The organism is Chryseobacterium oleae (assembly GCF_900115055.1).
GTDB lineage: Bacteria > Bacteroidota > Bacteroidia > Flavobacteriales > Weeksellaceae > Chryseobacterium > Chryseobacterium oleae.
This window is the reverse complement of the sequence record NZ_FOVD01000012.1, coordinates 29838-51938: the sequence shown is the minus strand read 5'-3', so window position 1 is coordinate 51938 and position 22101 is coordinate 29838. Positions and strand designations below refer to the sequence as shown.

Genomic DNA, 22101 nt, shown 5'->3' with positions numbered 1-22101 from the left:
TGACATTTAATAGTAATTCTCTAAAGTCCTGCGATATATTTCCCAGCTGTCATTCCCGAAAAGATACATCCGCCCAGAAATGTTCCTTCCAGTGCTCTGTAGCCATGCATTCCGCCACCACCGAAGCCTGCGGCTTCTCCCGCTGCATACAGACCTTCAATGATACTGTCGTCTTCTCTTAAAACCTGTCCGTTGAGATTAGTCTTAATTCCTCCCAGAGTTTTCCGGGTAAGAATATTGAGACGGACAGCGATCAAAGGACCGTTTTCAGGGGCTAATATTTTATGCAGGGCGGCTACACGGCCTAATTTATCCCCTAAATAATTTCTTGTATTCCTGATGTAATTAACCTGGGTGTCTTTTGAGTACTTATTGTCCAGTTCACGGTCTCTGGCTTCGATCTGTTCTTTAATTTTATCATAGCTTAAAAGATGCTCGCCGGACAGCTCGTTCATCCTTTCTACCAGATCTTTCAGGTCATTGGAAACAATAAAATCTTTTCCGTGTTCCTTAAAAGCTTCCACAGGACCCGGTGCTTTTTTTCCAAATATTCTTTTTAGAAAAAGTCCGTAATCTTTATTCGTAATATCCGGATTCTGTTCTGATCCGGAGAGAGCAAATTCTTTCTTAATGATCTTTTGCGTCAGGATAAACCAGGAATAGGAAAATCCCGTATCCTGTATATGTTTCAGTGTTCCCAAAGTATCAAAGCCGGGCAGGAAAGGAGCGGGAAGACGGTTTCCTTTAGCATCAAACCATAATGAAGATGGGCCTGGCAATATTCTGATGCCGTGTTTAGGCCATATCGGGTTCCAGTTCTGTATGCCTTCCGTATAATGCCACATTCTGTCGGGATTGATAATGTGCGCTCCGGAATTTTCTGTAATCCCGATCATTTTACCATCCACATAAGCAGGGACACCACAAACCATATTTTCAGGGGCTTTTCCTAATCTTTCAGGCCAGTTTTTCCTTACGAGCTCATGGTTGGCGCCTATTCCTCCGGATGCCACAATGACATGAGGAGCACGGTATTCAAATGGAGCGATCACATTTCTGTTGGTTTCAGCACCTCTTTCTTTGTCATCATTTTCAAGAATATCACCTTTAAGCCCTTTAATTTTACTGTTTTCTGTGATCAGTTCTGTCACTCTATGCCTGAATTTCATCTGTAAAAGACCTTTTTCTTTAGCCTCGTAAGCTTTGTCAACAAAAGGTTTTATAACGCCTGTTCCAGTTCCCCAACTGACATGAAAGCGGGGTACGGAATTCCCATGGCCGGTTGCTGATCCGTCACCACGTTCTGCCCAACCTACCATAAACATCAGCTTGATCCCCAGTTTAGAAATATACTCGTACTTCTCATGGGCTGCGAATTTTAAATAAGCCTCTGCCCATTTTCGGGGCCAGTAATCTTCTTCACGGTCAAAACCAGCCGTTCCTTTCCAGTCCTGAAGAGCCAGTTCGTAGGAATCTTTAATTCCCATTCTGCGCTGTTGGTGTGAATTGATAAGAAACAGTCCACCGAATGACCAGAATGCCTGTCCACCAATATTCTGTTCCGTTTCCTGATCCAGTAGAAGCACTTTTTTGCCAACATTGGTGATTTCCATAGCAGCTGTAAGTCCTGCTAATCCGGTTCCTACAATAATGACATCAGGCTGGAAATTTTCTTCCATGTGATTGATTGGGTTTTATTTATATTTTGATGATATATCCTACAATAAATATATAAAATTTTTGCGCTCAGATGGATTAAAACAGATCAAACTTCCCTATGCTTATCATAGAGCTGATGGCTAATTTCATATCTTTGTTAAAAATAGAAGAATGAAATATTTGTTTATCATGGCTTGCATGGTCTGTTCCATGTTCAGCCAGTTTTCTGCCCAGCAGACAAAGGACCCGTGGAATGAAAGTCAACTGATGGATCCAGCACTTTTAGCCGCAAGAATCACAGAGAACAAAGCAAAAGATGTAGTAATCATTTCTGTAGGTCCTGAAGCTATTATCAAAGGTTCCGTGGATATTGGCCCGACGCATGAGCCTGAAAATCTTGAGAAATTAAGAAATTACCTTAAAGATATCCCTAAAGGAAAAGAAGTGGTGATTTACTGTGGATGCTGTCCTTTTGTAAAATGCCCGAACATCCGTCCTGCATTTAAACTGCTACAGGAAATGGGATTCAAAAATGCCAAACTTTTGAACCTTCCAAAAAACATCAAAGTGGACTGGCTGGATAAAGATTATCCTACAAATGATTAATATGAGAGTTTTTCTTACTTTATTTTCTGTGCTCATTCTTACAGGATATGCCGCTGCACAGCAATCTAAAATAGAGGTTGGAGAACAGGCTCCTGAAATTACCTTATCAAAACCGGATGGCAGCTCATTTTCTCTTTCATCATTAAAAGGAAAAGTTGTGCTGATCGATTTTTGGGCGACCTGGTGCGCTCCGTGTGTTGGGGAACAGCCGGAACTGAAAACTTTATACAACATTTTCTCGGATCAGGTTAAAGAGAATCAATTTGAAATACTGGGTGTTTCTTTAGATAAAAATAAAGAGAGCTGGCAAAAAGCGATTGACCGTTTTGACATCAACTGGATTCAGGTGAGTGATCTGAAATTCTGGAAAAGCCCGGTAGCTAAAGCATACAATATTGAGGAACTCCCTTTTAATGTGATTATTGATGGAGAAGGGAAGATTCTTGCTAAAAACCTTCATGGAAAGGAGCTGGAGGAGTTTCTTGGTATGTACTTCAGAAAAAAGAAATAATTAGTAAATATATCATTACAGAGCGGTCATTGTACCGCTCTTTTTTATTCAGAGAAGAATATGTGTTTAAGCTTTTTGTTTTTTTGGGCTACATAAAAATATTCAGACAATATTGGCTTATATTTATGATTCAATATATACAAAATGGATAGTCCAATATTTAAGCAGATTCTGAGTGATTTTGAACTGGACCGCAGTTTAGAAAAGCCTGTTTATCTTCAGCTTGCCGATCGTATTCTTTCTTTGATAAAGACCGGAAAGATTCAATCCGGGCAGAAGTTACCCAGTTCGAGACAGCTGGCTGATATTTTAAATATTAATAGAATTACCGTTTCTAAAGCTTATGAAGAATTACAGACTCAGGGCTGGCTGGAAAGCTTTGTGGGAAAGGGAACATTTATCTCCTCCTATCTTCCAGAATACAAACCTGAAACTCTTTATGATTCGCATTCGTCTATTTCCCAAAAACAGGGAGGATTTAAGATTGATCAAAAGGATTATCTTGTGACCTTTTCTCCGGTCACCGCACAACTTCATCTGGACGATGGATTTCCTGATCCTACACTGGCTCCACTTCATGAATTATACCGGGCCTACAGAAATCAGCTGACCAGAAGCGGGCTGTATGACAAATTCGGAAACTACAGCTATCCGGATGGTTCCGTGTATTACAGAGAAGCGATTTCAAAATATCTGAATGAAACACGAGGACTAAAAACGACGTTAAACAATATTCTTTCTGTACGGGGTACATTAATGGGCCTCAACACCGTCTGCAGCGGACTGATAGAACCAGGAGACGTTATTGTTTCCGGTTATCCGGGATGGGGAAGGGCAGAAGCCAATTTTGCCCATGCCAAAGCCAATCACATCATGATTCCCGTAGATGAACACGGTCTTGTAGTAGATGAATTGGAAAAAATCTGCAAAATACAACAAGTGAGAATGGTCTATGTAACGCCTCATCATCATTTTCCGACTACGGTTCCGCTTCGGATCGACAGAAGGCTTGAGCTGCTGAGACTGGCTAAGGAATATCAGTTCATCATATTTGAGGACGATTACGATTTTGATTTTCATTACAGTCATCGTCCGTTACTGCCATTAGCAAGTGCAGATGAAAACGGAATGGTGATTTATTGCGGTTCATTCAGCAAAACCCTTTCTCCTGCTTTCCGGATGGGCTATCTGGTAGCTTCTGAAAATGTGATCGAATATCTTTCTAAAATACGTCTTTTGCTGGACCGACAGGGAGATCATATTCTCGATAATGCAATGGGAGAGATTCTGAATGACGGAACAATACAGCGATACCTAAGAAAAACTTTAGTGGTCTATGAAGAAAGAAGAAACTTTTTCTGCCAGCAGCTGAGTGATGTCCTGAAAGATGTTGTTGAATTTATAATACCCGCCGGAGGAATGTCTGTCTGGACAAAATTTGACAGGTCTATTGACCTTGAAAGATTAGCTAAAAAAGCTCTGGCAAAAGGATTATATGTTTCGGACGGAAAAGCTCACAAATATCCTCAATTTGATGAAAATGCATTAAGACTGGGGTTTGCATCACCGTGTCTTGAAGAACTGGAGAAGAGTGTGGCGATTTTGAAGGAAGTACTATAAAATCAAATTGGATCTTAGTCTTAAAGTTTGGTAAGTGATATAAATACAATCAAACCTTATAGGTTTTGAAAACCTATAAGGTTTCGTTATCCAAAATATAAAAAGTTTTTTGTTACCACAAAACAACGTTTGTATTGATTTACTCTCGCAGATCTAGCTGATGGAACAGATTCTCATTTCACACATTTTAAACATTAAGATCAGTGAAGAATGTTGTTTAGTTAAGAAAAAATCACATAATTTTTTAAGCTGTATGTCTTCAAGCGAAGCTAAAACTTCATATTCTTAAAAGCTGAACAGAATCTTAATGGTTTAAAGCTTTTATTCATCCGCTTTATCAATAGGATAATAGATTTTTTTGCGGAAAAAAATTTATCTATTCACAGATTTTTGTAATTGATCTTAAATTGGTCTACCTATTTTATTCATAATGGACTGTTTGTACTATCCATTACAGGTTTAATTTTGTACCAGTTAAACCCATAAAATTTATATAATGAATTTTAATATTCAACCCATTTTAGAAAATGAAAAAGTACGTCTTCTGCCATTGGAGAAAGAAGATTTCGAAGCACTGTACGCATTGGCTTCCGATCCCAAAATATGGGAACAGCATCCTCAGAAAAACCGCTGGAAGAAAGAGGAATTCGAAAAGTTTTTCGAAGGGGCGATGGTGAGCAAAGGAGCTTTTAAAATGATAGATAAAGAGACCGGTAAAATGATCGGAAGTACCCGTTTTTATGATTATAATGAAGAGGAAGACATTATATTCATCGGTTATACTTTTTTCACAAGAGAGTATTGGGGGACAGGGATCAATCCTTCAGTAAAATCGTTGATGATGAATTATATTTTACAGTTTGTTTCCAAGGTGGGATTTCATGTAGGTGCCCATAATATACGCTCTCAGATAGCGGTAGGCCGAATTGGCGGGGAGAAAACAGCAGAGCAGGAAATAGCCTATTTTGGAGAAAGTCCCCAGATCAATTTTATTTATGAAATTACCAAAAACAAGTGGGAATCTATGAATTTATAAAATGTAATAATTCCAGATGTTCCTGTGAAAAGCTATTTCCTGCTGTTTACTGTTATTTTTAAGGATTACAATAATAGATTAAAGTGGTTTTTTACCCGAAATGATATTGTAAAGAACTACAATAATGGCAATAACCAATAAAACGTGAACTAAATATCCGGTACTGATACCAGGCACGATGTTTAACATTCCTAGAAGCCAAACGACAATACAAATGACAGCGACTAACCATAATAAATTTCTCATGACTTTAAATTTTTAATGTTATTTGCTTGATTTAATACACATTCTATGCCTTTATAGATTAAAACCTCAAAATGTGGTACCTATAATAAAATTGAACAGGTTATTTTCCGCTTTTTATAAATTATTAAAACATTAGCAAACAGCTTATTATAGTTGCTAACTAAAAACTAAAAGGGACAGAAGTGAATATCTGCCCCTTTTTTCAAATTATTTCTTTTGATCCAGCGAATAGCAGTTCTCTTCCTGTCGGCTGATCAGAATGTAGAAGAATAAAGCATAGATCATCTGTATTCCCATCGCTTCCCAGTTTTCAATGGTGCTGCTTCCGAAAAGAAGCACAATGATGAGTCCTGCTCCTGCAAAATTGGCGATCTTAGTCTTAAAACCGAGAACTAACATTGCTCCGATCACAAATTCAAGGAAGGGAAGTGTTATGCTGAACAGGTGTACAAAAGGCTGTGGAAGCCAGCTTTTTTCAAAGTTTTTTGTCATTCCTTCTGCGAAAACAGAAAGTTTAGGGATTCTGGCCAGGCCGTGACCCAGAAGATTTACTCCCATAGATACGCGGAGTAGGAAATAGGCTGTATTTTTATTCATAATGGTTGAATTTTTTTGGAATGGAAGCTGGATGATGGGAGAGGGAAGTCTAAGGAGGTCCAAAAATCTAATGATGATCTTCTGGTATTGATTTTGTAATTTTTTACCGCTATATTCAAATGATTTCATCAAAAGCCCGTCAGCTCATCATCGTCAGCCAGTAACCTCCATCTTACATCTTCTTGCTCCCAAACCTTTAGTTATTATATTTCTCTTCACTATTGTCCACCGGAGTTTCCGGATCATTCAAGACCATTTTTGCAATATCATCTTTTCGCATGAAAACAACGCCCTGTTTTTCTTTGGTATATTTGATGAATTCTTCCATTGCATGCACCATTGCCGGAGTTCCCCCAATTCTGTCGTGAAAACTGATGCTCATCATTCTTCTTTTTGAACTGCCTTCTTCATAAAGACGGTCAAATTCAAATTTCAACTGGTTCAGAAACTGATCCGGACTCCAGTGTTTTCCTTCTATATTGACGATATCATTATTTCGGAGCGTGTAAGGCATGACTACAAAGTTTTTCCCGGTTACTTTGGTGATAAAAGGTTCATCACGGCTCAGATCGTCGATGTGATAAAGAAAGCCAAGTTCTTGCAGTACTTTTAATGTATTGGGACTTCTTCTGAGCCAGTTACAGTTATAACCTACTGCTTTCTGTCCTGTAATTTTTTCCACCACATCCACTCCATCTTTCACGAAACGCAGTTCATCTGCATAATTTTTATTCCATTGATTATCCCAGGCAATTCCGTGGGCTGCGATCTCATGTCCTCCGGCAGCAATAGCTTTTGCCACATCAGGATATTTTTCGGCGGCGGTTCCTACAACGTGAGAGGTTACTTTAATGTCATACTTTTTCCAGAGATCCAGCATGCGGTAAATTCCTTCATTGGCTCCGTAGCGGTACCAGCTTTCTGCCGGCAGATCGGGCTGTCCTTTGGGAAGAGGAGTTCCACTGAACGGGCTTTCTGCTCCTTCCGGCTGTCCACCCGTTTCAAACTGCATCGAAACTGAAATAACAAGCTGTGCGCCATTTGGCCAGTGTTTTTTAGACTTAGTTTCAGGTTTAACAGATGGTTCTGCCTGATTTTTTTTATTTTGATCAAAGCAGGACATCAGGAATACTGCAGAAGCGATCAGTAAAGCAGATTGTTTTAAATATTTCATTTTGAATGGTTTTATTCTGCAAAATTCTTCAATAAACGGGTGATGTCTGTTGTAATAATTTATGCTAAATTTGTAAAAATCCATGTTTCATGAAACGTATTGTTAATTTCAGTTCTTTCAATGTATTCCGTATTGAGAAAGAGGTTTGGGACATTGAATACCACAACCATAATTTTTACGAACTGATTGTCATTGAAAGCGGAAAAGGGACGCACCATCTGAACGGCATTACTTTTACCTATAAAAAAGGGGACGTTTTTCTGCTTCGGCCCAGTGACGCCCACGAATTTTCTATAAAAAGTAAAACCAGATTCATTTATATCAAATTTACAGAACAGCATATCTGGGAAAGTCTGCAAACCGATAAAAAAAGAGAGCTTAGTAAAGTCGTTCAAATGCTTATGGAAGACCGTTCTTTCGTCTATGAATCAGCGATAAAAAATAAGGAAGACAGGGAACATCTTCTGCAGCTTGCCCGAATACTTCTGCATGAATTCACGGATAAAAACCTCTACAATAAAGAAACATGTGCAGATCTCTTTTCAGCGATGATGATCATTCTCATCAGAAATACGATGAACAGTGGCGGTTTGGAACAGATAAAACAGGGTTTGAATCAGACGGATAGAATTCTGTATTATATCAACGTGAATGCAATGAATCCGGAGAAAATGAAGCTGGAACATCTGGCAAAGGAATTTATGCTTTCCCCCAATTATATCAGTATCTACATCAAAAAGCAGACTGGATTTTCCGTACAGCAACATGTCATGCTGCATAAAATAAAAGCGGCTGAAAAGCTTCTGAAACAGAGTAATTACAACATCAACGAAATTGCAGATCAGCTTGGATTTAATGATGCCAGCCATTTTAATAAAATTTTTAAATGCTATAAAAAAAGATCTCCTTCATCATTCCGGAAAAATGAAAAACCGGTCTGATCATTGATGAGTCTTTTAAAATAATGTATCTTAACGTAATGAAAACAAGTGCCGGTATTTTGCTTTTTAAAAGAGATCAGACTCATTTGTATTACTTTCTGGTGCATCCCGGAGGTCCTTTTTGGAAACATAAGGATGAAGGGGCCTGGTCTATCCCGAAAGGCGAAATGTCACCCGACGAAGATCCACTCGAACGTGCACTTATTGAATTTAAAGAAGAAACCGGTCAATCGGTGGAAGGAGAGTTTATTCCATTACAGTCTGTTAAGCAGAAAGGAGGAAAAACGGTGTATGCCTGGGCTTTGGAAAAAGACATGGAAACCTCCGGCCTGTACAGCAATACCGTAGAAATAGAATGGCCTCCAAGATCCTCTGCAATGATCGAAATTCAGGAAGTAGATCAATGGGAATGGTTTACGTCGGAAGAGGCGCAAAAGAAGATCAATCTTGCACAGGCAGCATTTATTACAGAACTGGAAAAAATATTGAAGGAAAGAGAGTAGGTCTTTATTTTTTGATTCCGATAGTCTTTAAAGCCTTAGCCGTCAAAAATATAGCATCGAAAACAGTAAGTGATTCCACATCATAAAATGCAGGCGACATCAGATCACTCTTATTGAAAGACAGTTCAATACTCTGGTCATAAGAAGCTTCAATCCTTACCACAGAATATCCGTTATAAGCTACGATAAAACCGTCAAACATACGGTTTTGTTCTGCTTTCTGGTATTGGATATTCTCTTCAAATCCGGTGATGTCACTTCTTTTCCCATCATTATGAGCAAGAGATTTCCAGGCGGAATAATTTTTTGGTTCTTTCAGTGCGTTTCCCTGTGGATCTACAGGAACAAACATTCCAAGAGTTAGAGGTTTTCTCAGAAATTGGGCATAGTTTTTCATCAGGCTCAAGGTCTGAAGATCGGCGTATCCTTCGTTGGAGTAATACTCGATAACAAAATCCGTCATCGGAATCAGCTTATGGGAAGCTTCGGTGGGCATATTGGGTGTTTTCTTTTGTGAAAATAAAATTAGCATTTTTATTGGGTTCAAACAAGACTAAGGACCAGATTAAAGCAGTGTTTCAACCGAATAGGGCTAATTTGTTTTGATTATTAATTGCAACAAAGTTGCATTATTTGGTTTTTATCTCTACTTTTGCCATAGAATTACAATAAGAAATTTAAATCCCTTTATTTTATGAAATCGAAAATTCTTGATGCAGTTGGAATTTCTGCGGCAGTTCTGTGTCTTATTCATTGTATTGCATTCCCTTTGTTAATGATCATTCCTCTGGGAATATCACACAATCCCTATATCGATCTGGCTTTCCTTGTGATTGGCGCTGTGGTGGTTTACAGACTTACAAAACATATGACCAGCAGATGGCTGAAGTTGTTGTTCTGGGGTTCTATTGTTCTGATCTCTGTTTCCGTTTTGGCCGATTTCATCTTTGAAGTTCATATTCCTTTAATTTATGCAGGGGCAGCAGGACTGATTGCGGGACATATTATCAATTTTAAAAACCATAAACACTAGATTGTGCGTTTTAGGACGTTAAAGGTGCAGAATAACCCTGTCAAGATTCAAAACCTTGACAGGGTTGTAATCGGCGGAAACTATTCAAAATTATCAAGCAAAAGTAACTTCCATCCTCCCTCTTCCAGCCTCTTAATTTAAAATTCACAATTAATTAATGCAACAGTATTTCAATAAATAAAATTACTCCCTAACTTACTCTACGAAATTGTATCATCATGGACAGACGTAAATTTTTAAAAGGTTCAGCATTACTGTCAGGCCTTCTCACTTTAAACCCGGTTGATTTCTTTGCCAATAATTTGGAAGATATTCCGGCTCCTAAGAAAAAAGCAAAGAATATTATTTTCATGGTGAGTGATGGGATGAGTTCCGGAACTTTAGCCATGGCCAATTTGTATTCCCAGAATATTTTGGGCAAAAACGGCAACTGGATGAATCTGTACCAGGAAAATAAAGTTTCACGGGCCCTGATGGATACCGCTTCGGCGAGTTCTATCGTTACGGATTCTGCAGCGGCGAGTTCTTCTTTTGGAGGCGGATTCCGGGTGAAAAACGGGGTCCTGAATGTGGGCGCTAATGGTGAAAAATATGTGCCCATCTGGCAAAAATTCAAGAAAGCAGGAAAGAAGACGGGCTGTGTAACAACGGTAACCATTACGCATGCAACTCCGGCAGGTTTCTGTGTGAATTCCGACAGCAGAAATGCAGAAAGTGAAATTGCGGAAATGTATGCAGAAATAGGTTTTGACGTTATGATGGGCGGCGGTGATGAATTTTTTAATCCTTTAAAAAGAGAAGACAAAAAAGATGTTTACGCTCTGTACAAACAGAAAGGATATCAGGTTCTTAAAAACAAAACTGATCTGAAAAGGACTGAAAAAGGGAAGAAGATCTTAGGCATCTTCAATTCCGGAGCTTTGCCATATTCCATCGACAGAACTCATATTCCGACGCTTCAGAGTACGCCCACTCTGGCTGAAATGGCGCAGACAGCCATTGACCAGATGAAAGACCATAAGGAAGGTTTTGTTTTGCAGATCGAGGGCGGAAAAGTAGACTGGGCGGCCCATGCCAATGATATTGCTGCCTTAATTCACGACCAGCTTGCCTTTGACGAAGCCGTAAAAACTGCCATTGATTTTGCAGAGAAAGATGGAAATACCCTGGTCATCATTACTACAGACCATGGCAATGCGAATCCGGGAACCATTTACGGGGCAGATGCAACGAAGAATTTTAACAGCATTTCGAATTATAAATACACCAATGAATATATTCTGAATGCTATTCATCCGGATTTTAATCTTCAGAAAATGAAGGACTGGATCTACGAAACCAATAGCATAAGTCTTGCCGATGATGATGCGAAACATTTGCTAAGTTTCTATTCAGGGCTTGAAAAACAGGAAGCCGGAATTTACAATTATAAGAAACTGCCATTCAAAGCGTATTCAGATATTCAGAAGAAGCATAATTCTGTCGGGTGGATCAGTATGGATCATTCAGGAGATTATGTTGAAGTAGCGGTTTATGGTCCGGGGAAAGAACTTTTGCCGGCGTTTATCAAAAATACAGACTTACATTATCTGATGTTGAAAGCGGCTCAGATATAGACAGATTTATTATTCAATTTATTCCTTTTAGAGCTAAGATCTGGGCTTGCTGACATATTTGTTTCCTTTGACATAAAAGCGCCACGGCAGCAATGCATCTTCCTGAGCGTAGGCAACCCCAATACGTGGTCCTGCGATAATTACTTCGGGTGCATATCTGATCCCGTGATCTTCAACCCAGATTTCGTTTTCAGTCAGATTTTTTTTGTTAAAAGAACGGTCAATACCCAAAGCTTTAGCCGCAGAACCGGGACCGGATGAGATAGCAGCCTTATCAGCAGGCATATTTCTTCTGAGTTCCATGATTTCCTGACCAACGAAAGGTTCTACAGCACGTACCAGAACAGCGTGAGGCTCACCGTCCACTGAAGTTACTACATTAAACAGATGATGGATCCCGTAACATAAATAAACATAGGAAATACCGCCCTGGCTGTATAATGTTTCAGTGCGCTCCGTCCGGCGCCCTCCATAGGCGTGGGAAGCTTTATCCACTACACCAAAATAGGCTTCGGTTTCTACAATAATACCTGCAGTAATATCACCGTTTATTTCTGTAAAAAGTACTTTCCCCAAAAGATCTTTGGCCAGAAAAATAACATCCTGATTCAGGTAATAGGAAAGGGGCAGCTTCAAATTCATACTGTTAAACTTAAACAAAAATAAACATCTTATACGTGCTGTCAAAGTATTTAGTGTCCCTGATATTTCTCAAATGTCTTTACCAGCTTTTATTCCGGATTCAGTTTAAAATATATATTTCTTTTGGATAAAATTAATTAAAAAATTCACTAATTTCCAATCTGAATGATGTACTTTAGATACCGTATTGGTATTCGAAAATAATTTGAACTTATGGGCAATTATCATTTTTCAGACACTCCGGAACCGGACAACAGTCGTTTTGGAGAAAGACTTGCTAATCTTGTTGCAGATCAATTGCAGACAGGGGCAATTCTGGCCTACGGTCACCGTGATTATTGTGGAATGGGCATGAAAGTGAATGAAGATCAGAAGTTTGTGTACGGAGAAGTATATGACGGTGATTTTGATCCTCCACGGATTTTTGAAACCCGGGACTTATTTGTCGCCTGGCTTTCCGCTCAGTCTACGGCCTCAATGTCACGATTGGATGATGATGATGTGTTTTTTCAGGGAAATCAGGTGATTACAAAAAAACGCCTGCTCGACTTTATAAGCTGATTAAATCATATAACATTGTAAATTTCTGTCATGGGAACATACAACATTTCAACAACAGTAAGCTATACAGAGAGATTAAACAATAAAATTGCTTTTTTGAAAACCATCTCCGTTGTATTATTAGCCATTCCTTTCATGATGTCCTGTACTCCGGATGTTGCAAAAAAGGCTGCACAAAAAACAGAGCCTCTTTGCTGGAAAGATATCAGAATCGGCGAACTTCCCCCGCAAGGAGCCTATGATGGCATCGACAGTCTGGTGAAAAAATGGAATTTATGTTATGAACGGATAGAAACCGGATGCGAAGTCACCGACAGTATTACCCGTTTACAGAGACAATACGATCGTTCCAATGCGATGTATTTTAAAAGCCTGGAGAATAAATTGGGTAAAAACTGGAAACAGCAGTTTGATCATGAACTTCAGATCACAGACAGCATTAACTGGATTAAAATTAATAAAGAAATAGACAGTTTAAACCGGTAATATTGGAGTTTTGGCTAAAATTAAAGGTTTGAGGATGGAAGAGGAAAGTTCCTATTAATCAATAATTTTAATAGGTTCAATAACTTCAATAACTTCTTTCTTCCAGCCTCAAACTTTCCTTTCTTTATTATTTCGCTTTAGTATTAATAGCTGTATCCGCTATTTTACTTAACAACTGGTCACATTTCTTTTCTTCAGTCAATGTAGCCAGCAGATTTTTTAAACAGTCTTTTTCGTTAAGAACCTTAGCATAAGCAGCCAGTGATCCGTAGGTTGCAATTTCATAATGCTCTACCTTTTGAGCCGCAGAAATGATACCGGCATCTCTTACCGCTCCCGCTTCCGTTTCTTCCATAATGCCTTTACCTTCATCCAATAATCCCTGCATGGCATCACATTTTTTAGCCTGAGCCTTTTTTCCTAGGGCACTAAAACATTCTTCCAGTCTTTTTACATGAACCTTAGTTTCATTATAATGTTTTTCAATAGCTGTTTTCAGTTTTTTGTCTGTGGCATTTTTATGCATTTTAGGAAGGGCCTTTACCAGCGCTTTTTCAGCCCAGTAAATATCTTTCAGAGAATCCTCAAACAAATCTTTCAGTTGTTTGGCAGCATCTTTTTTTGCCGGAGTTTTACCTGCTTTTTTCGCCACAGTTTTCGACGTTGTCTTTTTTGCTGTTGTTTTGGTTGCCATAATAATTATAATTTAGTGATTAATAATAAATGTCTGCAATTATAAGACCAGCCTAGTGTTCCGGGTATTGATGTGGTATCCTGGAAATAGTGATCTCAGAATCGAAATGTAAAAACAGCATTTTCGTTTACGGTAAAATGTCCGTTAGTGACTTTCCTCTTCCTTATTAAAGCTTACAACTTCGTACTCATCATTTGAGCAGTATTTTTTGCAGCTGCTGTCATTAAAGTCATCAGGCTTTTTAGAAAAGTCTTGAATATATTTTGAACTTTCTTCTGTATCGGCAGGGACAATAATGATGTGGTAGCTTTTCAGTACAGATTCATCTGCTTTTTTCAAAGCTTCTTTTTTATAAGCTAAGGCTTCGCTGTATTTCATAGGTTGTATTTTAGTTTTCAAAAATAAGTCTGCCATCAAATGGTTCGCTCCATTTTATAAAGATCCGGTCATTAAGTCTGGTAATATTGGCCTGTACGGTTTCAAATTCTCCATTTTCTTTTTTCCTTTCAATGGTTAAATTCGATCCCTCGCCGATTTCGTCTTTACCATATTCCAGCTGATACTGCTTTTCATTATTCAATACGAATTCTGCTTTTGTGAAATTTTTACTTAACATGGGACAATGGTTTTATTTTTATGCTTATGAATAAACTATGCCAATGCGAATGTGATGTTTCATTAAGTAAAAAATAAAGTTCTAATTTAAAAATACCTTATTGTAACTCAGTGGGATGGAATAATTATTGCCATCTGAAAGTAGGTTACACCGCCATTTAATCATCTTAGAATATGAAAATAGCAACCTATAACGTCAATGGGATCAATGCCCGGCTACCCGTACTGTTGCGGTGGCTGGAAGAGGCCCAACCGGATATCGTTTGTCTTCAGGAATTAAAGGCACCTCAGGAGCGTTTTCCTCTTAAGGAAATCAATGCTGCAGGATACCAGGCTTTATGGAAGGGACAGAAAAGCTGGAACGGAGTAGCCATCCTGACCAAAGATCTTGAAATTACTGAAGTTCAGGATACATTGCCTGGAGATCCTGAAGATCTGCAAAGCCGTTATATTGAGGTTATTATTGATCAAATGGTGATATGCTGCCTGTATCTTCCCAATGGAAATCCTTATCCGGGACCCAAATTCGACTATAAACTAGACTGGATCAAGCGTTTAAAAAAGCGAACGAATGAACTGATCAAAATGGAACTTCCCGCTATACTCATTGGTGATTTCAACATTATACCGGAACCTGTAGATGTGTACAAACCGGAACGCTGGAAAAATGATGCTTTATACAGAACAGAAGTCAAAAAAGCTTACAGAGAGCTGAAAAATAAAGGCTGGCTGGATTCTATCCGTACGCTGTATCCCGATGAAACAGTTTATACGTTCTGGGACTACTTGTACAAGGCCTATGAACGGAATGCGGGAATAAGGTTAGACCATATTCTGCTGAGTCCTTATCTGCATTCAGGTTTGAAGTCGGGTGGTGTAGACAGTCATGTCCGGGGATGGACGAAAAGCAGTGATCATGCACCGGTATGGATTCAGCTGGAAAAATAAAAAGTGATTTCAGAATCAATTTAATCACGATACTTCATGAACGAGCCTGAATGTAAGATTAATTCTTGGCTTCATAGGGTGTGTCGACTTTGCAATGCGGTGTTCCCAATTTTGCTGAAGATCTCCTTTCATAATCAGGAGAGAACCGTGCTGAAGCGGTAAACTGTACTTATTCCGGTGATCATCCGCTTTCCGGAAATCAAAATTCCGGACCTGTCCCAAACTTATGGAAGCAATGACGGGACGCTTCCCCAATTCACTGTCCTTATCACGATGCCAGGCGACCGAATCATTTCCGTCACGGTATAAATTGAGCAATAAGGAATTGAACTTATGTCCTGATGTTTGCTCTATTTTCTGTTTTAAAGAAAGGAGCTCAGGCAGCCAGGGATTAACGTTGAAATCATTTCCACTCATTTTATAGGTTCTGCTTTCATCTCCGTACCAGGCGGTTAGTCGCGGCGTAAGAACCGTTTTATCATACATTTTCTGTGTTCTCTGTTTCCAGGGAGCATTGCGGATCAGAAGCTCCTCAAGCTGAGAAGCCTCATCGTCCGGCAAAAAGTGTTCTGTATATTCCAGCAGCTCTTCCGGAAAACGGAAGAATTCTTCTGAATCAAATAAACTTAACTGATCCATAGTGCGCTGTGCATTAGAGTTATGAAGACTTTCGTCGTCCTGAAACTTTACGGTCCAGATCTTTGATATCCTGTTTCAGTTCGCGGAACATCTCTTTAAAATTATAGCTTTCGTAATCACCCGGTTCAAAGTCTTCCGGGAAAATTCCTGAAGCATACTGCCAGATTTCTACAATTTCATTAAACGGAATGTCGTAAGGCTCATAAAAAGAGTTATCTGCACTTACACAAACGGAGTTTCCTTTTGTTTCTTTAAAACGTTTATAGGTAATTCCATCATTTAACGTGATAAATACATACGTTTTCCCCGGTTTCAGCTCACTGATTCCTTCTACATATTTTCCTACGATATACGAACCGTTTCTGAATGGTGGCATAGAGTCTCCGTCTGCCGGAAAAGCCCTATATTTGCCGTTCGTAAGAAAGGGAAGAGCAATTCTCTGAAGACTTTCGATATAGCCGATGTCGCTGTAACCCTCAAGGTATCCCATCGATGCTTTCTGCGGAATGATTTCAATGGTATCATTTCCAAGGTCATCTACCGCTACCGGCAGGACAATTCTGTTGTCCGGAAGTTTAAGCATTTCTTCCATAGGGTATTTGTGGATGTCTACAGAGACCAGCAGATCGATACTGACGTGAAAATATTTGGACATTTTGACAAGCAGCTCAATAGGAGGTTCAGATATTCCGTTCTCATATTTGGAATAACGGACACGGGAAATCTCCAGTTCAGTGGCTACAGCCTGTTGGGAAAGGCTTCTTTGGCCTCTCAAAAAACGGATATTATTTGAAAAAATTGACATTGATACAAAATATATCAACAAAAGTACAAATTTTGATTCAAAATAAGCATCCATTCCGAATAAATAAATCACACCCATCCATGATTAATGCTGGAAATTAAACAATTTCAAGTTTCAATTTTTATATTCCAATTAATTTTTTGAAGAGAAATTGATTAGCTTACTCTATATTGGCCTAGGAAGCTGTAGCGTTAAAAAAATTAAAATTTGATCCGTTAAAAAATTTACACTGTCTGAGTGCGGAAAATAGATTGAACCGAAGGGGTAGTATTGAATCCGCACGAGTTTGGAAATTTTAGGAACAAGTTTTAATTTTTAGTGCAAGATTCCAGCCTTGAACTTTTGGTTCATTTTGTTTCAAGACAAAAGAACAAGCTTATAAATACTATCATTCCGTAATTTCTATCCAGTTTCCTTCAGGATCTTCTATAATACTTTCATAATATCCGTCTCCTGTCATTCGGGTTTCACCGGCAATAGTACAGCCGTCCCGTCTGAATTTTTCAGTTAATAGATCTACAGCTTCCTTACTTCCCACAGACAGGGCAATATGAGCATATCCCATCGTCTGACCTCTTGTGTTTTTATTTTCAGCAATATCAGGGCGTTTCATCAGTTCCAGTCTGGGAGAAAAAGGATCTTCAAAGGTCAGGAAGTAAGATTCATATTTTTTAGCCGGATTGACATATTTATCATTACTGCTCATCCCGAAGGTGTTCATATAAAATGTTCTCATCATCTCTAAATCGTGACACCAGATCGCAAAATGTTCGATTTTAATTTTCATTTAGAATAGTATTTTGAATTAATATTTTGCAAATTTATGCAATTTTGCATAAATTTGCAAAATAAATTTATCAAATGTGATTGACAGAAAGATTGTCAAAGCGAAAATAGCGACCCAATTTATATTCCTCGTTTGTGGTTTGGGAATAGCAAGCTGGGCGCCCATGGTTCCACTGGCCAAAGACAGGTTAGGATTAAATGAAGCAGATTTAGGGTTACTTTTATTGCTGTTAGGATGCGGAGCTTTAGTAACGATGCCTTTATCAGGAATACTGATCAGTAAGTTGGGAACCAGGAAAGTGATTTTAGGGAGTGTATTATCAACGGCTTTATTACTGCCTTGTCTACTGATTATCTCAGACGTTTATATCATGGGAGCCGCGCTTTTTGCTTTCGGATGCAGTATTGGAAGTATAGATGTTGCGATGAATGCTCATGGGGTTCAGGTGCAGAACAGCTATGGAAAACCAATTATGTCATCACTACACGGATTATTCAGTGTGGGTGGTCTTTTTGGATCTCTTGGATTGGGATTTTTAATTAAAATGGGTCTTAATCCTGTTCATGCGGCCATTACGATTTCTACTCTCTTGGTATTGCTATTGGTTCTTCAATATAGAAACCTTTTTAATTATCCGACAGAAAAGGAAATTACGATGAAGTTTTCCCATGTTGATGAAGCTAAAGCTGTTTCCAGTCGTTTTCAATGGTTTAACTCCAGTGTATTGCTTTTAGGACTGATGTGTTTTATTGTTTTCCTTTCAGAAGGAGCCATGCTGGACTGGAGTGCTATATTTTTAAGGGATAATAAGAATGTTCAGCCTGAATTTTCAGGAATCGGGTATGCTGCTTTCTCTGTAGCCATGGCGGTAATGAGGCTTACAGGAGATGCGATTGTAAGCAAGTTCAGCAGCAAAACGGTGGTTATAGCAGGAAGTATCATCGCTTCTTTGGGTATCTTTATTTTAACATTAAGTCCCTGGATCGGGCTTTCTCTTGCCGGATTTATTCTGCTTGGTGTAGGGGCAGCCAATATAGTTCCAGTTTTCTTCACAGAAGGAGGGAAAATCAAGGGATTGTCCCCAGCTGTTACCATTCCCGTGATTACTACGATGGGCTATGCGGGTCAATTGGCAGGTCCGGCACTGCTGGGTTTTATTGCCCATCATTTTTCTTTGACAATCGCTTTTGAAGCCATAGCTTTGCTGTTTATTGCGGTTGCTTTAATTTATAAATTCAGGAAATCATAAACGATCATGTTAAAAGAAGAGCGTTTCGAAATCATACTTAGCCAGTTAAAAGAAAAGAATAAGGTAAAATTTGAAGATTTGGCCTCATTGCTTCAGGTCTCCGAAGATACAGTCCGTAGAGATATTGATCTTCTGCATCGCAACGGATTGCTGTCAAAAGCAAGGGGAGGAGCGATATCAAGAGAAAAAGACCCGCTTTCTTTTCACGACAGGCAGTCATTTTTCACTAAAGAAAAAGATATTATTGCCTTGAAAGCACAGCAGTTTCTTAAAGATGGAATGACCGTTTTCATGGACGGAGGAACCACTGTTTGTGCCGTTGCGAGTTATATGCCTTTGGATATACAGCTCAGAATTATCACCAATAATTATTCGTTGCCTTCTATCATGAGTAAGTTCAAAAATATAGAACTGGTTATGCTGGGTGGGATATATGATCATGAGCTGGCTGTAACCACAGGTGCTACAACCTGTAATGATGCCACTCAATATATTGCTGATCTCTTTATCATGGGAACCTGCGCTGTTGATTCAAATTTTGGAGTTTCTGCCACATCCATTCCTGATGGGGAGACCAAAAAAGCAATGGCGAGATCATCAAAAAAAATTATTGCATTAGCCAATCAGAATAAGCTCCGACGTACGGAAACTTTCAAAATCTGTTCGATTGACGCGATTGATTGTCTGATCACAGATCTGGACTCAACGGATCCTGAGCTTGAATCTTTTAGAAATACAAATATTCAGATTATATAAAATTTCGCATTTGAAACGCCTTTTAAAATGATTGTTTTTAGAGGTGTTTTTTGTACTGAAACTCCTTTATCAGGATAGAAAGGTTTTAAAGTTAGAAGCTATTTCTTTCATGTCGTATATGTAAAAAAACACCTTTGTCATTGCGAACCGGTAGGTGAAGCAATCTCAGATTTATACCATAAAAAGTATTTTAAAGATTGCTTCGTCGCATAGCTCCTCGCAATGACATAATATAATTTTATCGGAGATAAAATCTTTGCGCCTTAAAAAGAGTTTGATTTATACTTCCTTGCGACTTTGCGTGAAAAACAATGTTAAGACGAATTCTAATTATATCTCACCTTAAGATCATAAAACAATTCTTCTCTGCCGGCTTTGAAAAGAATGATATTTAACATATTTCCGATATTATAAGTGTTATTTAATGCATAGCTAATATTAAAATGATAAATTTAGGTAATTAAAGTTCCTTATTAAGGCGCTCATTTCAACAGGAATGGAGTCTTCAGGGTTTTAATCCATTCTTAACGAAAGAATTTTTATCAAAATAAAATGACACATAAACCGTTACACAATTTCCATATTCCGGTAATGGGTCTGGCGTATACCATAGACAGCCCGATCCGTGTAGCCCAATATGGAATTTCTTCCGTTATTTCTATTATCGATGATGAGATCCTGGAAAAAATGAAAGGCTTTTATACCAAGAAATTCAATCTGGATTATTTAGGAATTTCAACAAAAACAGAAGATTACAGGGCAAAAAGAATTACGGCTTACCTGGATATGGTAGATGATATCGTGAATGAAAAATTTGAATCTTTCAAACAGGAAATCACTAAAAACAAGGAAGCGTTAAAAAACTTTATGGCCATACTGCCCAATACTTCGGATTTGAAAACTGGGCTTCAGAATTTGGTCAGCCAAAAAGACAATTTAGGCTCAAGCATTAAAAATTTCATTGAAACCAATTTAAAGCCGGGAAGTATCGATGTCAACATCATGACGAAAGTGGATAAAGACAACTACAAAAAAAATGAGCAGCTTCCGGTGATGTTCAATGATGCGCATGCTTCGCTTCGTGGTTTTGCTCAAAGTAAATTATCTTCTTCCATGGTGCTTTCTGCAGGGATGAATCCCCGTTTATACAGCTATATTGAAGAGTTTGATGATTTTTTCCCGGATGAGAATGGGATGCTGAAGAAGAAAATTATTCTTAAGGTAAGTGATTTCCGTTCAGCCATGATCCAGGGAAATTTTCTGGCTAAAAAAGGACTGTGGATCTCAGAATACAGGATAGAATCCGGACTGAACTGCGGAGGCCATGCATTTGCTACTGAAGGGATGCTGCTTGGACCCATCATGGAAGAATTTAAGCAGAAAAAAAATGATCTGATTCAATCTGCCCATTCATTAATGATCGCCGCACTGGAACAAAAGGGGAAACATTCTGTTTCTGAGCCTCTGGAAATGAAAATTACGGTTCAGGGCGGGGTAGGAACTTCTGAAGAACATGAGTTTCTGCTTGATAATTACCAAGTTGACAGCGTAGGATGGGGATCTCCGTTTTTATTGGTTCCTGAAGCAACTTCTGTAGATACGGAAACCAGAAACCTGCTTTTAAAATCAGGAGAAAAGGATTTTTATCTCAGCAATATTTCACCTTTGGGCGTTCCGTTCAATACAGTAAGAGGAACCTCCAATGAGTTATTGAAAGAACAAAAGGAAGCCGCCGGAAAATACGGAAGCTCGTGTCCGAAAAAACTGCTGGCGCTGAGCAAAGAATTTTCACTACAGGGAACATGCACTGCTTCTAAAAAGTATCAGGACATTAAATTAAAAGAACTTCAGGCTGATCTCGAAATAACTGCTGAAGAATTTAATAAAAGAAAAACAGAAATTACGGATAAAGCCTGTCTGTGTGTAGGTTTGGTGAATGCCGCCTATATGGAGCAGGATCTTGAAATAAAAGGGGAGAAGCAAGGCGTAGTGATATGTCCGGGACCCAATCTTGCCTTTTTTGACAAGGAGGTTTCGCTTTCTGAAATGGTACAGCATATTTATGGAAACGCCAATATTCTTCCGGATAATCAGCGCCCAAATATGTTCATCAATGAACTGAAAATGTATGTGGATTATCTTAAAAAAGAAATAGCCAGTTCTTCAGCACAAATCACCCATTCCCAAACAAAAAAATGGAATGCGTTCAAGAAAAATGTACTGGAAGGTATTGAATATTACCACAATCTGTTTAATACATCAACTTTCTTTAAAAGCGGGTTGAAAACCATAGACCTGCAACTGCAGGAATACAAACTGATGCTGACAGCCCTTGAGGTTCCTCAGGTTGAAAAGTGACAGTATTTTTTTTAATTGA

The 22101-nt window shown here is 38.7% G+C and carries 26 protein-coding genes; 14 read left to right on the top strand and 12 right to left on the bottom strand.

Annotated elements, in window-relative coordinates; all coding sequences use genetic code 11:
* Positions 1-20 precede the first annotated feature (20 nt).
* Positions 21-1679, bottom strand: a complete 1659-nt coding sequence (locus BM143_RS23535) for an FAD-binding dehydrogenase (RefSeq protein WP_090027804.1) — start codon at positions 1677-1679, stop codon at positions 21-23.
* Between the two features lie 151 nt (positions 1680-1830).
* On the opposite strand from BM143_RS23535, the gene BM143_RS23530 reads away from it, so the two are divergent.
* From BM143_RS23530 to BM143_RS23515, 4 genes are all read left to right on the top strand, one after another.
* Positions 1831-2265 (top strand): rhodanese-like domain-containing protein, encoded by a 435-nt coding sequence (locus BM143_RS23530; protein ID WP_090027796.1) that lies wholly within the window; start codon positions 1831-1833, stop codon positions 2263-2265.
* 1 nt (position 2266) lies between these two features.
* Entirely contained in the window at positions 2267-2776 is a 510-nt protein-coding gene (locus tag BM143_RS23525; protein WP_228430961.1) for a TlpA family protein disulfide reductase, read from the top strand.
* A 144-nt stretch (positions 2777-2920) separates the two neighbouring features.
* Complete coding sequence (locus tag BM143_RS23520; protein ID WP_090027793.1) at positions 2921-4396, top strand: aminotransferase-like domain-containing protein; 1476 nt, start codon at positions 2921-2923, stop codon at positions 4394-4396.
* A gap of 496 nt (positions 4397-4892) precedes the next feature.
* Entirely contained in the window at positions 4893-5432 is a 540-nt protein-coding gene (locus BM143_RS23515; protein WP_090027790.1) for a GNAT family N-acetyltransferase, read from the top strand.
* A gap of 78 nt (positions 5433-5510) precedes the next feature.
* Here the strand turns inward: BM143_RS23515 and BM143_RS23830 are convergent, their stop codons facing one another.
* The 3 genes from BM143_RS23830 to BM143_RS23505 form a co-directional block, all read right to left on the bottom strand.
* Positions 5511-5678, bottom strand: a complete 168-nt coding sequence (locus BM143_RS23830) for a lmo0937 family membrane protein (protein ID WP_139222110.1) — start codon at positions 5676-5678, stop codon at positions 5511-5513.
* Positions 5679-5885: 207 nt separating this feature from the next.
* Positions 5886-6275 (bottom strand): DoxX family protein, encoded by a 390-nt coding sequence (locus tag BM143_RS23510; RefSeq protein ID WP_167375341.1) that lies wholly within the window; start codon positions 6273-6275, stop codon positions 5886-5888.
* A 196-nt stretch (positions 6276-6471) separates the two neighbouring features.
* Positions 6472-7449, bottom strand: a complete 978-nt coding sequence (locus tag BM143_RS23505; RefSeq protein ID WP_090027787.1) for a polysaccharide deacetylase family protein — start codon at positions 7447-7449, stop codon at positions 6472-6474.
* A gap of 89 nt (positions 7450-7538) precedes the next feature.
* Between BM143_RS23505 and BM143_RS23500 the strand changes: the two genes are divergently transcribed.
* Positions 7539-8390, top strand: a complete 852-nt coding sequence (locus BM143_RS23500; RefSeq protein ID WP_090027786.1) for an AraC family transcriptional regulator — start codon at positions 7539-7541, stop codon at positions 8388-8390.
* 23 nt (positions 8391-8413) lie between these two features.
* Positions 8414-8893: an NUDIX hydrolase gene (locus BM143_RS23495; protein WP_228430959.1), complete on the top strand. Its 480-nt coding sequence runs from the start codon at positions 8414-8416 to the stop codon at positions 8891-8893.
* Between the two features lie 4 nt (positions 8894-8897).
* Here BM143_RS23495 and BM143_RS23490 read toward each other — a convergent pair whose 3' ends face one another.
* Positions 8898-9425: a hypothetical protein gene (locus BM143_RS23490; protein ID WP_139222109.1), complete on the bottom strand. Its 528-nt coding sequence runs from the start codon at positions 9423-9425 to the stop codon at positions 8898-8900.
* A gap of 162 nt (positions 9426-9587) precedes the next feature.
* Here BM143_RS23490 and BM143_RS23485 point away from each other — a divergent pair, with 162 nt between their 5' ends.
* Both BM143_RS23485 and BM143_RS23480 read left to right on the top strand, forming a co-directional pair.
* Positions 9588-9926, top strand: coding sequence for a MerC domain-containing protein (locus BM143_RS23485; protein ID WP_090027782.1), 339 nt, complete (start codon positions 9588-9590; stop codon positions 9924-9926).
* A gap of 218 nt (positions 9927-10144) precedes the next feature.
* Positions 10145-11542, top strand: a complete 1398-nt coding sequence (locus BM143_RS23480) for an alkaline phosphatase (RefSeq protein ID WP_090027780.1) — start codon at positions 10145-10147, stop codon at positions 11540-11542.
* A 33-nt stretch (positions 11543-11575) separates the two neighbouring features.
* Here the strand turns inward: BM143_RS23480 and BM143_RS23475 are convergent, their stop codons facing one another.
* Positions 11576-12184: a DNA-3-methyladenine glycosylase gene (locus tag BM143_RS23475; RefSeq protein WP_228430957.1), complete on the bottom strand. Its 609-nt coding sequence runs from the start codon at positions 12182-12184 to the stop codon at positions 11576-11578.
* 213 nt (positions 12185-12397) lie between these two features.
* Here BM143_RS23475 and BM143_RS23470 point away from each other — a divergent pair, with 213 nt between their 5' ends.
* Together BM143_RS23470 and BM143_RS23465 are read left to right on the top strand one after the other, a co-directional pair.
* Positions 12398-12745, top strand: a complete 348-nt coding sequence (locus BM143_RS23470) for a hypothetical protein (protein WP_090027779.1) — start codon at positions 12398-12400, stop codon at positions 12743-12745.
* Positions 12746-12775: 30 nt separating this feature from the next.
* Positions 12776-13231: a hypothetical protein gene (locus BM143_RS23465; RefSeq protein ID WP_090027777.1), complete on the top strand. Its 456-nt coding sequence runs from the start codon at positions 12776-12778 to the stop codon at positions 13229-13231.
* 127 nt (positions 13232-13358) lie between these two features.
* Here the strand turns inward: BM143_RS23465 and BM143_RS23460 are convergent, their stop codons facing one another.
* The 3 genes from BM143_RS23460 to BM143_RS23450 form a co-directional block, all read right to left on the bottom strand.
* A complete protein-coding gene (locus tag BM143_RS23460; protein ID WP_090027775.1) occupies positions 13359-13925 on the bottom strand; it encodes a YciE/YciF ferroxidase family protein in 567 nt (188 codons plus the stop codon).
* 144 nt (positions 13926-14069) lie between these two features.
* Positions 14070-14303, bottom strand: coding sequence for a hypothetical protein (locus BM143_RS23455; protein WP_090027774.1), 234 nt, complete (start codon positions 14301-14303; stop codon positions 14070-14072).
* Positions 14304-14313: 10 nt separating this feature from the next.
* Positions 14314-14541, bottom strand: a complete 228-nt coding sequence (locus BM143_RS23450; protein WP_090027772.1) for a glutathione synthase — start codon at positions 14539-14541, stop codon at positions 14314-14316.
* Between the two features lie 173 nt (positions 14542-14714).
* On the opposite strand from BM143_RS23450, the gene xth reads away from it, so the two are divergent.
* The gene (gene xth / locus BM143_RS23445; RefSeq protein WP_090027770.1) at positions 14715-15488 is read left to right on the top strand and encodes an exodeoxyribonuclease III; all 774 of its coding nucleotides are present in this window, start codon (positions 14715-14717) and stop codon (positions 15486-15488) included.
* Positions 15489-15512: 24 nt separating this feature from the next.
* On the opposite strand, the gene BM143_RS23440 is transcribed toward xth, so the two are convergent.
* The 3 genes from BM143_RS23440 to BM143_RS23430 form a co-directional block, all read right to left on the bottom strand.
* On the bottom strand, positions 15513-16127 hold the full coding sequence (locus BM143_RS23440) for an alpha-ketoglutarate-dependent dioxygenase AlkB family protein (protein WP_090027768.1): 615 nt from the start codon (positions 16125-16127) through the stop codon (positions 15513-15515).
* A 19-nt stretch (positions 16128-16146) separates the two neighbouring features.
* Complete coding sequence (locus tag BM143_RS23435) at positions 16147-16932, bottom strand: XRE family transcriptional regulator (protein WP_034725529.1); 786 nt, start codon at positions 16930-16932, stop codon at positions 16147-16149.
* Positions 16933-17320: 388 nt separating this feature from the next.
* On the bottom strand, positions 17321-17719 hold the full coding sequence (locus tag BM143_RS23430; protein ID WP_228430955.1) for a VOC family protein: 399 nt from the start codon (positions 17717-17719) through the stop codon (positions 17321-17323).
* A gap of 76 nt (positions 17720-17795) precedes the next feature.
* Between BM143_RS23430 and BM143_RS23425 the strand changes: the two genes are divergently transcribed.
* The 3 genes from BM143_RS23425 to BM143_RS23415 all read left to right on the top strand — a co-directional run bounded on the left by BM143_RS23425 (position 17796) and on the right by BM143_RS23415 (position 22082).
* A complete protein-coding gene (locus BM143_RS23425; protein ID WP_090027767.1) occupies positions 17796-18968 on the top strand; it encodes an MFS transporter in 1173 nt (390 codons plus the stop codon).
* Between the two features lie 6 nt (positions 18969-18974).
* A complete protein-coding gene (locus tag BM143_RS23420) occupies positions 18975-19724 on the top strand; it encodes a DeoR/GlpR family DNA-binding transcription regulator (RefSeq protein ID WP_090027766.1) in 750 nt (249 codons plus the stop codon).
* 552 nt (positions 19725-20276) lie between these two features.
* Positions 20277-22082, top strand: coding sequence for a hypothetical protein (locus BM143_RS23415; protein ID WP_090027764.1), 1806 nt, complete (start codon positions 20277-20279; stop codon positions 22080-22082).
* Positions 22083-22101: the final 19 nt, after the last annotated feature.